Source organism: Kribbella antibiotica, from assembly GCF_004349055.1.
Lineage (GTDB): Bacteria > Actinomycetota > Actinomycetes > Propionibacteriales > Kribbellaceae > Kribbella > Kribbella antibiotica.
In genome coordinates this window covers 1-12,352 of record NZ_SMKX01000009.1, presented here as the reverse complement: position 1 = coordinate 12,352, position 12,352 = coordinate 1, and the positions used below count along the sequence as shown (strand labels likewise).

The window sequence follows — 12,352 nt, the reverse complement described above, 5'->3', positions numbered from 1 at the left end:
AGGCGGAATTACCGTGGTGCGGCCTCTCCCTATGGGAGGGGCCGCCCCGGCCGCCATGGCCGGAGAGATGAAATGTGGATTGTTCCCGTCCGGCAAGGCGGCGACATCTTCTACGTGGGCGACGAATTCTTTCGTGCCCTCTGGCGTTACCGCGCCGAGCTGGCCCCCGTGTATTGGCTCATTGGCGCGATGCTGGCGGGTGCGTGGCTGCACAGGATTGGGGCGAATGCGTGGGTCCTGCCTGTGCTGGCCGGATTGACAGGATTGGTGCTACTCGCCTTCCGGCCCGTTGCGCTTGTCACTCGCTATCCGTTGCTGAATCGGTGGCGGGTCCGGCTGTGGGGAACCGGATTTATCCTGTCTATTTCCGCGTGGCTCACGGTCGCGACCATCATTGGCCCGACTGCCGGACGAATGGAGCTTGCCGCGTTTCTCGCGACGTGCGTGTTTGCGGTGCCGTGGATTTGGCGCGAGGACAGGCGACGCCTGACCAAGGTGCGCATTCTGCGGGATCGGTTCCCTGATACCGCCGACGCTGCCGGACTCACCGGCGCAAAAATGGTGTCGGCGGTCATCGACAAATGGGGTTGGACCGCGCGAATCAAACTCAGGCGCGGTCAGCACTGGACCGAAGCAATGAACGCGATTCCCAAACTGGAATCGGCCATGGGCGCCCGGAATGGCGCCTTGCGCGTCGAGTCGGTAGCGGATGATGCCGGATCATTCACAATGCGAATGGTTGAGGTTGACCCGCACGCGGAACCGATCGAGTGGGTACCTCGTCCGGGGAAACGCAACCAGTCGATCACACAGCCGCTCACGGTTGGTGTGTTCGAGGATGGTTCCGACATTTCGGTGCCGTTCCTGCGCAAGCATGTCTTGATCGGTGGCGCTACCGATTCGGGCAAGTCCGGCCTACTGAATGTGATTCTCGCGCGGCTCGCTGAATGTGGCGACGTCGCAATGTGGGGAATCGACCTCAAGGAAGGGATGGAACTCGCGCCCTGGTCGCGAGTCCTTGACCGTCCAGTTGCCACGAACAACGAAACTGCCGAAGAATTATTGGCAGCCGCGGTTGATGAATTGGAAAAGCGCGCAAATTTTTTGATGGCCTCCGGCCGGCGTGAGTGGGATCCGAAAATTTCAGCCCCCGCACTATTCATTATCATCGACGAATACGCGGAGCTCTCGAAGAAATGTCAGAGGCTCGCGGATTCGATTGCGAGACGTGGCCGCGCGTTGTGCGTGAACCTGATTATCGCGACCCAGCGACCGACTCAGAAAGCGATGGGTGAAGGTTCGGCGCTGCGGTCCCAAATGAATATCCGGTTCTGCCTGCGGGTGAATGAGCGGCCGGACGTCGATCTCATTCTTGGTGCGGGGAAACTCTCCGCCGGATGGGATACGACCATGTTCGACGGACCGGGGAAATTCCTCGTGCACGGCCCGGGGCTGGACACGCCCCGGCGCGGCAGGGCGTACCGGATCAAGGACGGCGAAGTCCGGGTGACAGCCGAGCTGCACGCCAGGCACGCCGACACAGGACCAGCCGGAAGCCCTGAGAGCGGTTCTCAGGCCCGTTCGGGGGTCCGGGGGTCCAGTGGGTCACCCTCGGGCGTCTCGGGGCCGGAAATGGCGCTCTGGGCCGCTCTGCAAGCCGCGCCTGACGACGGGGTCACCGTGGCCGATCTGCGGGCCGCAACCGGCCAGAGCGTGCCCAGCCTCTACCGGCGCTTGAACGCGCTGCGGGCAGCCGACCAGGCCACGCAGATCAGCCACGGCCGGTGGCGGTCCATGCGCCCCTTCCCAGCCGACCCGAGCGAGCCGGGAGGAGACCCCGAATCTCACTCTGAGTGATCTTCTCAAATTCTCAAAATCTCGCGCGCGCCCGCACGCTGAGGCACACATCCGAGAACTTGAGAATTTGGAACGATGCTCCCTGACCGCCACTGTCAGTGACGATCGCCGCTAGCAGTGGCGGGAGGCGGTGGCAGGGCCACCGCGAGGGGTTACGCGCTGGCCCTGCCGTTGCCTCACGCAACGACCGGAGGTGACTCCGAAGTTGAGCGCGTGCGACACACAAACACTATCCCAGCCGGTAAACACAAAACGCCGGATTGGAGGTGAATAGCCGACGCCTGCCCGTAAACAATCCGACAGCCCCGCCGAATCCACGGCGAGAAAGGAGAAGCCAAAACCACCCCGGATCTATAAACCGGACGATCCCGAAATCCTGGCGTTAGTCGCAAAGATGCCATTACCGCCACCCGAGGTAGCCGCGCGCATTGCGCGCATACTCGGATACGACAAACCCGACAAAACTTCTGCGTAACAAAGACTGAGGGCTGCAAGCAAATTGCTTGCAGCCCTCTTGTCTTGCTGTGCGCGCAGGTCAGGAATCCGATTCGCCGTTGGCGAACTCCGATCCCAACAGGCCGTGCCACTGCACGCGGTCAGTCAGGGGAATGTTGTCTTTGCGCAGCGCCTTCGTGACGGAGAACGGCCCGAGAATCCGGATCAGCTCACGCTTTGCTTCGATCTCCAAAGCCATGATTTTGCGTTCCGCCTGCGGGCCGATCACGTTCCGCAGAAGTGAGGGCATCGAAAGCTCATTGGCGCGGTCACGGGCCGCCGCAATCTCTGCCTCGTACTGCATTTCAAACCGGGCAATGATCGTCGGCTTTGTCTTCGCCAGGGCAGCTTCCTTGAGCCACGCTTCCCACTCGCTTTCAATTCGCTTCACTTCTGCCCTTGCATCACTCAACGCTTCGTCATTCGCAGAGAACGTTGCAAGCAAAAGTTCTTCAATGTCCTCACGGGAACACCAAGCGGCCACCGTTGAGAGAATGAACGAGTCGAGTTCTTCCATGGGCAGGGACCAGCAGTTCTTTCGGTAACACCTGTAAATGAAAGTGATGTAGGAACCCTTCTCAACTGGCGGTTGCCCGCTGATCGGGCTACCGCAGTTGTCGCACAACCCAATGTAGGAAAGGACGTACTTTCCACTTCCCGCACGGGTCACGAATCGCTTTTCACTGTTCAGCAGTTCATTGACCGACCAGTAAAGCTCATCCGAAACCAGCCGCTCCCATTGGCCCTGCCCGACGACTTCCCCCAGGTGAACACTCTTCCCGATATAGACAGGATTAAGTGCCCACTTCCGGATGACAGCCCTGCCGATGTGGCCACCCTTGAGACTCAATACGCCGTTCGTCGCTAGGTCATCCTCAATGCGATGAATTGCTATACCGGCATCAAGACGCTCGAATACATTGCTGATGATCTTCGCACGGGTGTATCGGTAGATTGACCCGTCAGCGCGGATACCCTCTTGCGGCTCATCATCGGGGAGCTGTGCGACGAATGCCCCAGTCTTTTCGTCATAGATCCGGCGATAGCCAAAGTTGAGTTTCCCGGGCGGAAGGCCCTGCATTGCAGCGCCATACTTTCCGCGCTTGACGTTCTCGTGAGTTGCAACTGACTGGTCTTCGGCCTGCACAGCCTGAAACCCGAGACTCATCAAATCCGCACGAACCCGCAGATCGTACAGTTGCCCACCGATCAGCCAGAAATACAGGCCGACCCGAATGCAAAGCTCGCGCAGATGCACATAAACCGCGAGGTCGCGGTTACTGCGGGCCAATTCGAACATGATCAGGACATCGCCTTCACCGGATTCGATGTCCTCTAGCAGAACCTCATAATCCGGGCGCTTCTTGATCCGAGCATACTTAGAAGCCGAAATATTGTTGTCGAAGTACGTCTTAAGGACCGTCCAGCCGTTCCGGCCAGCTTCTCCCTTTCCAAGGTCGAGCTGATCACCCACCGACTTCTCACGCTTCTTTTCATCCTGACTAGCGCGCGCATAAACCAGCGCCATAATCCGAGCGCCAGCAGCCAACAACGCCATTTTGTCCGCGTACACGTGCCGTTTACGACTCATCCCCAGACCTCCCGTGGTGTCAATGAAACCACGACAAGCGTCTAACGATCTTTGGCCTCGGCGTACGGACCGTCGGTGGTCACCCGCTGGCGGCCCTCCGTCCGGTAGAGCTTGGCGCCGGCCGCGGGACCGAGCGCCTGGCCGGAGACCAGCTCGCCCTTGGCCGACAGGTCGGTCAGGAGCTCCTCGAAATCCTTGTTCATCGCTTCCTTCTCGGCGGCCGGAATCGCCCGGCCGATCTCGGTGAAGTCGATGGTCGGGTGGCCCCACGGCTCGGGGTTCGAGTGGATCAGGATCAGGTACTTCACGACAGCCTCCTAGGTTGGATACCCGCGACGTCGGAGCCGCTGATCAGTCCTCGACATTCTGCGCGCAGAGTTTTCGCCAGCTCCGGCACCTCGGCCGCGCGGCGTGCCACACCGGCCAGCAGATCGGCCACCTGCACCCGCGGATCGTGCCGCGAATCAACCTGCCGGACGCCAACCAACGGCGGCAGAGCCGGTACGGCGGACGCCGCAAGGTAACTGGCCAATCGGGCGACCCGATGCCGGGTCAGCGCACTTTGCTCATCGTGCACGACCGCCACCGACCGCTGCCCAGCGCTCCAGAACAGCGCGGTCTCGGCCAGCGCGGGGACCAGCGGCTCCAGCGGCGGCGGGATCGCCGGATCGTCCTCGATCAGCCGCAGCACGATCTCCTCGACGCGACTCCGCTCGATCGGCAACTCATCCGGCAGTTCACTCGGCAGCAAGGCGAAGAACCGGTCGATCGCCTCATGGTCGAGCAGCCGCAACCGCTTGGTCCGGGTCAGCACCAAGAACGCCCGCAGGAACTCCGTTCGAAACCGCAGTACGTCGATGCTCGCGCCGAAATCCCTGCCGAGTCGCGTCCCATCGCCGTACGAGGGTTCTCCCGTGAAGAGCTCGAGCACCCGCGTCGCGACGTACGTCGTCTTGTCGATCACGTGCACATGCGCCCGGCCGTCAAGCGCGATCAGGAACCGTTCGAGCGCCGCCCGTTGGTCCGGCCGCAGCAACCGGTTCGACTTGTACTCCTTGGTCGTCCGAGCCCTGACACCGCCGAGGAGCTCGACCGCCTCCGGAATGCTGAGGTCGACGGAGGCGTGAGTGATCACCGGCGCGGCCGGATCGAGCAGGTTGGTTCCGGAGAACCCGGATTCGTCACAAGCGATCTCGAAGTCGGACATCGGCAATCCCTCAAGGACAGGCGTGCCGCCCATCATTGATCGCGGAGCCAGATGGCACCACCGAATAACTACGGCTTGCGGGCGAGCGCGCCGATCACCAGGCGGGCGGCGCCCGTCGGGCTGAGCGTGGTCTGCTCCCCGGCCGGCCACCAGTGCGCCAGGTCCGTGATGCCCGGCTCGAAGATCTCCAGGCCGGTCACTGCCTCGGTGATCTCGTCATAGGTGCGGAACCGCAGCCGCGGGAAGTACTCGCGGAACTTCCCCTCGACCGAGGAAGCGAAGCCGGCCAGCCGGGTGCCGTCGTTCGGGTTCATCGGGTGCGTGAGCGCGATGAAGGAGCCCGAGGGCAGCGGGGCCAGGTAGTCGTCGAAGAGCTGCCGCAGCTTGCCGTTGTCGGCCAGCGTGTGCAGCACCAGGCCGAAGATCAGCCCGACCGGCTTCTTCAGGTCGAACGCCTGGGTCAGTGCCGGGTGCTCCAGCACTGTCGCCGGGTCAAGCAGATCGGCCGCCGCGAAGAACGCGCTCCGGTCATCGGCGAGCAGCGCCTGCCCGTGCGAGATCGCGGTCACGTCGTTGTCGACGTACAGCGTCCGGGCCCAGGGGTTTGCGGCGAGGACGACGTCGTGGAGATTGCGCGCCGACGGCAGACCACAGCCGAGATCGAGGAACTGGTCGACTCCGGCCTCGGCCATCCGGGCGATCGCGGTCGCGATCCAGCGCCGGTTCTCGGTCGCCAGCTGCGGGATCTCCGGGGCCGTCTTGAGCAGCTCGGCGAAGACCTGCCGGTCGACCTCGAAGTTGTTCTTGCCGCCCAGCATCAGGTCGTAGATGCGGGCATCGGAGGGCCGATGAAGATCGAGCTCCGGCCCGATCCGGCGCGTGACGTCACCTTCCGGCATCGCCCGAACCACCTCGCTCCAAAAATCCGACTGCGTTTATCGAGAAAAACATCCGAAAAGCCAACTTGCCCGGAAGGCTATCGCGCACCCGGCCCACGCCCGCAAACGGGGCGCGTCGCGGAACTCCCACTCCGAATCTTCCGCCCCGCGGGAGATTCGGGCAACCCCGGTGGTAAACGCTTGCCAGCACCGGTACGGCGACCACACACTGAGCGCCAGCTTCGCCTCCACCGCCCCGATTTCCCCCGGAGAACCCCATGCCACTCGGCCGCCGTACCTTCCTGACCGCCACTCTCGCGACCACCGCTGCCCTCGCCGGGACCAGCTCGGCGCGCGCCGCCACCCAAGCCGTCCAGGTCCAGAGCATCGACGCGCTGCGCCAGGCCATCGCGTCGGCCCAGCCCGGCGCCGAGATCGTGCTCGCCAACGGCACCTACACCGTCAGCGGCAGCCAAGGCATCCCGGTCTCCGGCCGGCACGGTACGGCGGCCGCACCGATCGTCGTACGGGCCGCATCGGTCGGCGGTGTGACGCTGAACGGCGACCGCGGCTTCGTGCTCGCCAATTCGTCGTACATCGTGCTGTCCGGCTTCAAGCTGCGGCAGAAGACCACGTTCGAGATCCCGACCACCTGCACCAACATCCGGATCAGCCGCAACGACATCCAGGTCGCGAACACCGAGGGCGTGAACTACGTCGTGGTCCGCGCCGACAACACGGTCGTCGAACGGAACCACTTCCACCACAAGTCCACCCTCGGCGTCTTCCTCGCCGTCGAAGGGCCCGGCTCGGCCGGGATGGCGCGCGGCGTACGGATCGTCCGGAACTACTTCGCCGACCACACGTACGGCGGCGCCAACGGTGGTGAGCCGATCCGGCTCGGGCTCAGCGGCCGGTCGCTGAGCGACGCCGCGGCGACCGTCGAGGAGAACCTGTTCGAGCGCTGCAACGGCGACCCGGAGGCGATCTCGACCAAGTCGTCGGGCAACCTGATCCGCGCCAACACGATCCGGAACAGTGTCGGCGGGATCGTGCTGCGGCACGGCAACGGGAGCCGGGTCGAGGGCAACTTCGTCGTCGCCGGCGGCAACGGCATCCGGATCTACGGCAACGACCACCTGGTGGTGAACAACTATCTGGAGAACCTGACGCTGGCCGGCATCGTGCTCGGCAGCGGCAACGTCAAGGACCACAAACCCGAGGACTCCGCCGAGAGCCGCAAGGGCAACGACGCACCGGACCGGGTGACGATCGCCCTCAACACCGTCCTGTCGTCGCCGACGGCGATCAGTGGCGAGTCCATCCGGACCATCGCTCCCGCGGGCTGCGTCATCGCCGACAACCTGCTCGTCGGCGAGGCCGGCCGGGAGCTGGTCTCGATGCCGTACCTGCAGGGCATCACCTGGTCCGGCAACATCCTCTGGGGCGCCGCCGGTAACGGCAACATCCCGGCAGGCGGATTCAGCCGTCAGGATCCGAAGCTCGCCAACTTCGCGGACGGAGTCAAGCGGCTGGGCGCCGGGAGCCCGGCCATCGACGCCGCCAGCCGCACCTATTCGTCGGTATCGCTCGACCTTGACGGTCAGCCCCGATCCGGTCGCGCCGACGTCGGCGCAGACGAGTACACCGCCGTCACCCCGGCAACCCGCAAGCTCTACCCGGCCGATGTGGGCCCGGCCTCCTGATACGTTCGTTCCCCATGGCAAAACTCCTGTATTCGGTGACCATGTCGGCCGACGGCTTCATCGCCGGACCGAACGGCGATATGCAGTGGATGCAGTCGTACCTGGCACCGAATGCGGAGATCGATGAGCTGATCCCGCAGATCGGTTCGATCCTGGTGGGTCGTCGTTCGCACGACGGCGACGACCCGCACAAGGGTGAGCCGGGCGAAGGCGAGGCGTTCGGCGGCGGGTGGGACGGACCGCTGTTCGTGGTCACGCATCGGCTGCCGGAGACAACGGAACCAGGCGTCACGTACGTCGATCAGTTGCCCAAGGCAATCGCCGCGGCGAAGGACGCGGCCGGGGACAAGTACGTGAACATCATCGGCGCCGATATCGCTCGCCAGTGTTTCGCGGCCGATGAGGTCGACGAGGTGCTGCTGCTCGTCCTGCCGGTCTTTCTCGGCGACGGTACGCGAGTGTTTGCCGAGCCGGGTGGGCGCAACATCCGGCTCCAGCCTCACCCCGGCAGCACTTCACGATTCGACGTACTGCGTTAGCGCTCGCCGCATCAGCGCGCGGATTTCGACGTACCGGCCCTCGGTGCAGGCGTCCGGCAGGAGCCGGGCGAGCTCGACGGCGCGCGCCTGATCCTCGACGTCGATCAGGTAGTAGGCGTCGATGGGGGCAGGCCCGGCGCGGTCGGGCAAGGTCACGGTGAGCTGCTGGTGGGCCAGCAGTTCACCGCCGATCAGCTCACCGGCTTCGTGAGCTGTTTGCTCGAAGGTGGATCTGTGCAGGTCAGCGCGGGTCTCGCCGTGCAGGATCAACAGGAATCTCATCGGCAGGCTCCTCTCGATAAATAGACGGAGCCAGCGGTGCAGCTTTGACATGATGGCGCGATGTTCGTGCACACCGAGCGGTTGACCTTGCGCCGTTTCACCCCCGGCGATGCGGCCGCGTTCGAGGCCTATCGATCGAACCCCGAGGTCGCCCGCTACCAGGGGTGGGAGGTGCCGATCCCCGACCCGCTCGCCACGGTGACCAGCTATGGCGAGGGAGATCCGGATGCGCCCGGCTGGTTCCAGTACGCAGCCGACCTGGACGGCGTACTGATCGGAGACCTCGGGGTCAACCTGCACGAGAACCTGATGCAGGCCGACCTCGGCTTCACCCTCGCACCGACGTACCAGGGCAAGGGCTACGCGATCGAGGCGGTGCGCGGTCTGCTCGATCACCTGTTCGCCGTGAAGAACCTGCACAAAGTGTCGGCCGAGTGCGATGCCCGCAACACCTCATCCGCGCGACTCCTCGAGCGGGTCGGCTTCCAGCGCGAGGGCCTGCGCCGATCGCACACGTGGATCAAGGGCGAGTGGACCGACGACCTCTTGTACGGCGTCCTGCGCAGCGACTGGCTGAGCGGCTAAGCGACCGCCGACGTGAGCGTCACGCCGGTGAGGTTCTCGGCAGCAGTCCACAGGCGGGCGGCATCGGCCTCGTTGCGGGCGCGCTTCGGCTGGTTGGTGAGTTTGGTGGCGCCGACCAGGCCGAAGAAGCCCGAGGGACCGTAGTAGGCGCCATGGCGGGCGTCCGGGCTGGTGGCGGCGTACAGGAGTGGTTCGGTGCCTTCGGCAACTTCCTGGGAGGGGAGGACACGGCCGAGGATGCGGTTGACCAAAGGCTCCGAGCGATCGTTGCCGAGGGAGGCGCCGGCGCTCTGCAGGTTGGTGTCGGTGAAGCCGGGGTGCGCGGCGACGGACAGCAGGTTCCAACCGCGATCGGTGGCGAGTTTGGCGAGGTGGTTGCTCATCATCAGATCGGCGAGCTTGGACTGGGCGTAGGCCATTGCCGCGCTGTAGCGCTTGTCCCAGTTCAGGTCGTCGAAGTTGATTCGGCCATAGTTCGCCGTCCCGCTGCTCATCGTGACGATGCGCGGGGCGGGCGCCGCCAGCACCAGCGGGAGCAGGTGCAGGGTGAGCGCGAACGGGCCGAGGAAGTTCGAGCCGAACTGGAGCTCGAAGCCGTCGGCGGTGCCGAAGCGGGTCGGCGGGTGCATCACGCCGGCGTTGTTGATCAGCAGGTCGAGGTGCGGCTCATCGGCGGCCAGGCCCTCGGCGAACTCGCGCACCGAAGCCAGGTCGGCCAGGTCGACGCGGCGAACCTCGAGCTGGGCGTTCGGGACCTCGGCGAGGATCTCGGCACGGGCGGCCTCGCCCTTGGTGACAGTCCGGACCGCCATCACGACACGGGCGCCGGCCGCGGCCAGCCGCTTGGTGGCTTCCTTGCCGGTACCGCTGTTGGCGCCGGTGACGACAGCGAGCTTGCCGGTCTGGTCGGGAACGACGTACATGAGAGCCTCCGAGATAAAAGACTGCTGGTCTGTTATGACTTCGACGTTATCAGACCGCTGGTCCGATAACAACAGACCGTCGGTCTGTAGGCTGTGACCGTGACGACCTTTCAGCGAGCGCGCAGCGAGGAGCAGCGGGCTGTCCGGCGGCAGGCGATCCTGGCCACGGCCGCGGAGATGCTGACCGAGATGCCGGTCAGCGACGTCAGCCTGAACGAGCTGAGCCGCCGCGTCGGTCTGGCCAAGTCGAACGTCCTCAAGTACTTCGACTCTCGCGAAGCCATCCTGCTGGAGCTGTCCGGGACCGAACTGCTCGCCTGGGTCGACGATCTGGCCGCCGGAGTTGCCGCAATGCCGTCGTCCGCTTCGCTGGCGGAGCGCTCTGCGCTACTGGTGGAGGTGGTCGTCAGCAGCGTCAGCGCCCGGCCGGTCCTCTGCGACCTGATCAGCGCTCAGGCGTCGGTCCTGGAGCGCAACATCTCGACCGAGACGGCACTCGCCTTCAAGAGAACGGCGGCCGGCGCGTTCGAGCGAATGATCGAGATCGTCACGATCGCGCTGCCGGAGATCGGCCGCGAGGGCGCGATGCGCTTCATCCCCCCGGCCAGCATGCTGGCCGGGGCGCTGTGGACACACGCCCACCCCACCCCGGCCATGATCTGCGCCTTCGACGCAGACCCGTCCCTCGCGCCACTGCGGATGGAGTTCGAGCCGACCCTGCGCGAGCACCTCACCACGCTGCTGACCGGCGTCCTCCCCCGCTAGTGATCAGGGCAGGTAGTAGTTCGGGTTCGGCAGCTTGAAGGTGCGGTCGGCGTAACCGCCCTTGAGGTCGGAGTACTGGTCGCCGAAGTTCGCGACGATGTCGTACCCGAGCGACTCGATGTGCGCGCGAGTGGCCGACTTGTAGTGGATCGTCGTACACGATCCCTTCGGGTCCGCCGCACAAGCCTGCTTCAGGTACGCCGGGTAGTCCGCCACCGCAGGCTTCGTGAACAACCCGTCCTCGCCGTTCGGCAACCCGGTCGGCTTCGGATAGCCGGCATCGACGCCAACCCCGTCCGCCGTCAGATTCCCCAACGTCGCCGGCTCCTGCGCAGCACCCCGCCCGGTCAGGAAGAACACCGCATACCCTTCCCGCTCGGCCGTCTTCACCAGGTCCACCATCCCCGGTACGGCGGGAAACTTCTGCCCCAGCACGAATTCCGCATTGCTCGCCGGCGTGTACGCCCAGTTGCTGGCAATCTCGTAGTTCCAGGTGGCCAACGCGGTGTCGTCGACATCCAGCAGGATCGCCTTCTTCTTCCGGCTGTGGTGCGGCGCCGCCAACGACCGTTTCCCAGCCTGCGCCACCGCCACGGCCTCCCGCACATAGTTGCTGCTGGCACCGAACGTCCCGGTACCGAGCGGGTCCCCGTAGTAGTTCCGCAACTGCTGCCGCAACACGTCGATGTTCGTGACATCGCGCTCCTTGTGCGGCGTCGACGTCTGAATAGCCGGCTGCTGCGCCGCCACCCCCGCCGAATACGCCACTCCCCCGACCACCGACGTGACCGCGACTGCCGCCGTACCGACGGCAACCATCCGCCGCGAGATGCGGATACCCATGATGACCTCTCCCAGAACGATTGACCTTGCAGCAAGCTAAGCCTTCCGATGACCAGATGTGAGATGACATCTGTCATGGGTCGCTGGCCCGGTCAAGGAATCCGCAACACCCCGACGGCAGATCTGGCACGAGACCTGCGGCGAATTCGGCGTCCAACCAGCGGCAAATTCGGCACATACAGTGCGGCAGATCCGGCACTCCCCACACGACCCCCACTCCGCCCCCTCGCCCAGTGGGTTCAGTCGCGAGAGCCCGGTGGGTTCACTCGCGGCGGGCGGGGTACGCCGACTGAACCCACTCGGCCGACGGCACTCGAGTGGCGGCAGTGTGTCGCCGGAAAGCGCCATCCAGCGACACACTCCTTCCACTCGACAGCCGACTCCGCACACTCGCCCAGTGGGTTCACTCGCGGAAGCTCAGTGGGTTCACTCGCGGCGGGCGGGTGCGCCGAGTGAACCCACTCGGCGAATGTACGAGGCGCGCCACCGAGCGTGCGGAGATTGCCGCCGGAAATCGGTTGCCGGCAACACGCTCGTACCACTCGATTCGGCGCGACACGGTGGGTTCACTCGCGGAAGCCCAGTGGGTTCAGTCGCGAGAGCACGGTGGGTTCACTCGCGAGAGCACGGTGGGTTCACTCGCGGGGCGCGGAACAGGGCAGGCCGCTCGGGGGCGAGGGG

The 12,352-nt window shown here is 64.9% G+C and carries 12 protein-coding genes; 5 read left to right on the top strand and 7 right to left on the bottom strand.

Annotated elements, in window-relative coordinates; genetic code table 11:
- Positions 1 to 72: 72 nt before the first annotated feature.
- The gene (locus E1263_RS05005) at positions 73 to 1,857 is read left to right on the top strand and encodes an FtsK/SpoIIIE domain-containing protein (RefSeq protein WP_165956476.1); all 1,785 of its coding nucleotides are present in this window, start codon (positions 73 to 75) and stop codon (positions 1,855 to 1,857) included.
- Positions 1,858 to 2,392: 535 nt separating this feature from the next.
- On the opposite strand, the gene E1263_RS05000 is transcribed toward E1263_RS05005, so the two are convergent.
- The 4 genes from E1263_RS05000 to E1263_RS04985 all read right to left on the bottom strand — a co-directional run bounded on the left by E1263_RS05000 (position 2,393) and on the right by E1263_RS04985 (position 6,049).
- Positions 2,393 to 3,943: a recombinase family protein gene (locus E1263_RS05000; RefSeq protein ID WP_132165852.1), complete on the bottom strand. Its 1,551-nt coding sequence runs from the start codon at positions 3,941 to 3,943 to the stop codon at positions 2,393 to 2,395.
- 41 nt (positions 3,944 to 3,984) lie between these two features.
- Positions 3,985 to 4,251, bottom strand: a complete 267-nt coding sequence (locus E1263_RS04995; protein ID WP_132165850.1) for a YciI family protein — start codon at positions 4,249 to 4,251, stop codon at positions 3,985 to 3,987.
- Positions 4,248 to 5,150: a hypothetical protein gene (locus E1263_RS04990; RefSeq protein WP_132165848.1), complete on the bottom strand. Its 903-nt coding sequence runs from the start codon at positions 5,148 to 5,150 to the stop codon at positions 4,248 to 4,250. The genes E1263_RS04995 and E1263_RS04990 overlap by 4 nt, the downstream gene beginning before the upstream one ends.
- Before the next feature lie 68 nt (positions 5,151 to 5,218).
- Complete coding sequence (locus E1263_RS04985; protein WP_132165846.1) at positions 5,219 to 6,049, bottom strand: SAM-dependent methyltransferase; 831 nt, start codon at positions 6,047 to 6,049, stop codon at positions 5,219 to 5,221.
- Between the two features lie 257 nt (positions 6,050 to 6,306).
- Here E1263_RS04985 and E1263_RS04980 point away from each other — a divergent pair, with 257 nt between their 5' ends.
- Together E1263_RS04980 and E1263_RS04975 are read left to right on the top strand one after the other, a co-directional pair.
- Positions 6,307 to 7,734 carry a polysaccharide lyase 6 family protein gene (locus E1263_RS04980; protein WP_132165844.1) on the top strand — a complete coding sequence of 476 codons (1,428 nt, stop codon included), beginning with the start codon at positions 6,307 to 6,309 and terminating at the stop codon, positions 7,732 to 7,734.
- Positions 7,735 to 7,748: 14 nt separating this feature from the next.
- Positions 7,749 to 8,273, top strand: a complete 525-nt coding sequence (locus tag E1263_RS04975) for a dihydrofolate reductase family protein (RefSeq protein ID WP_132165842.1) — start codon at positions 7,749 to 7,751, stop codon at positions 8,271 to 8,273.
- Here the strand turns inward: E1263_RS04975 and E1263_RS04970 are convergent.
- On the bottom strand, positions 8,250 to 8,555 hold the full coding sequence (locus E1263_RS04970; RefSeq protein ID WP_132165840.1) for a YciI family protein: 306 nt from the start codon (positions 8,553 to 8,555) through the stop codon (positions 8,250 to 8,252). The two genes, E1263_RS04975 and E1263_RS04970, sit on opposite strands and share 24 nt — an antisense overlap.
- A 60-nt stretch (positions 8,556 to 8,615) precedes the next feature.
- Here E1263_RS04970 and E1263_RS04965 point away from each other — a divergent pair, with 60 nt between their 5' ends.
- Entirely contained in the window at positions 8,616 to 9,140 is a 525-nt protein-coding gene (locus E1263_RS04965; RefSeq protein WP_132165838.1) for a GNAT family N-acetyltransferase, read from the top strand.
- Here the strand turns inward: E1263_RS04965 and E1263_RS04960 are convergent.
- The gene (locus E1263_RS04960) at positions 9,137 to 10,063 is read right to left on the bottom strand and encodes an SDR family oxidoreductase (protein WP_132165836.1); all 927 of its coding nucleotides are present in this window, start codon (positions 10,061 to 10,063) and stop codon (positions 9,137 to 9,139) included. The two genes, E1263_RS04965 and E1263_RS04960, sit on opposite strands and share 4 nt — an antisense overlap.
- Before the next feature lie 99 nt (positions 10,064 to 10,162).
- Here E1263_RS04960 and E1263_RS04955 point away from each other — a divergent pair, with 99 nt between their 5' ends.
- Positions 10,163 to 10,828 (top strand): TetR/AcrR family transcriptional regulator, encoded by a 666-nt coding sequence (locus E1263_RS04955; protein WP_132165834.1) that lies wholly within the window; start codon positions 10,163 to 10,165, stop codon positions 10,826 to 10,828.
- 3 nt (positions 10,829 to 10,831) lie between these two features.
- Here E1263_RS04955 and E1263_RS04950 read toward each other — a convergent pair whose 3' ends face one another.
- Positions 10,832 to 11,671, bottom strand: a complete 840-nt coding sequence (locus E1263_RS04950; protein WP_132165832.1) for an HAD family acid phosphatase — start codon at positions 11,669 to 11,671, stop codon at positions 10,832 to 10,834.
- Positions 11,672 to 12,352: the final 681 nt, after the last annotated feature.

What these genes read in the sequence shown, in the direction of transcription:
- E1263_RS05005 (WP_165956476.1), top strand. Translation starts at nt 73, where the DNA reads ATGTGGATTGTTCCCGTCCGGCAAGGCGGCGACATCTTCTACGTGGGC.
- E1263_RS05000 (WP_132165852.1), bottom strand. Translation starts at nt 3,943, where the DNA reads ATGAGTCGTAAACGGCACGTGTACGCGGACAAAATGGCGTTGTTGGCT.
- E1263_RS04990 (WP_132165848.1), bottom strand. Translation starts at nt 5,150, where the DNA reads ATGTCCGACTTCGAGATCGCTTGTGACGAATCCGGGTTCTCCGGAACC.
- E1263_RS04985 (WP_132165846.1), bottom strand. Translation starts at nt 6,049, where the DNA reads ATGCCGGAAGGTGACGTCACGCGCCGGATCGGGCCGGAGCTCGATCTT.
- E1263_RS04980 (WP_132165844.1), top strand. Translation starts at nt 6,307, where the DNA reads ATGCCACTCGGCCGCCGTACCTTCCTGACCGCCACTCTCGCGACCACC.
- E1263_RS04975 (WP_132165842.1), top strand. Translation starts at nt 7,749, where the DNA reads ATGGCAAAACTCCTGTATTCGGTGACCATGTCGGCCGACGGCTTCATC.
- E1263_RS04970 (WP_132165840.1), bottom strand. Translation starts at nt 8,555, where the DNA reads ATGAGATTCCTGTTGATCCTGCACGGCGAGACCCGCGCTGACCTGCAC.
- E1263_RS04965 (WP_132165838.1), top strand. Translation starts at nt 8,616, where the DNA reads ATGTTCGTGCACACCGAGCGGTTGACCTTGCGCCGTTTCACCCCCGGC.
- E1263_RS04960 (WP_132165836.1), bottom strand. Translation starts at nt 10,063, where the DNA reads ATGTACGTCGTTCCCGACCAGACCGGCAAGCTCGCTGTCGTCACCGGC.
- E1263_RS04950 (WP_132165832.1), bottom strand. Translation starts at nt 11,671, where the DNA reads ATGGGTATCCGCATCTCGCGGCGGATGGTTGCCGTCGGTACGGCGGCA.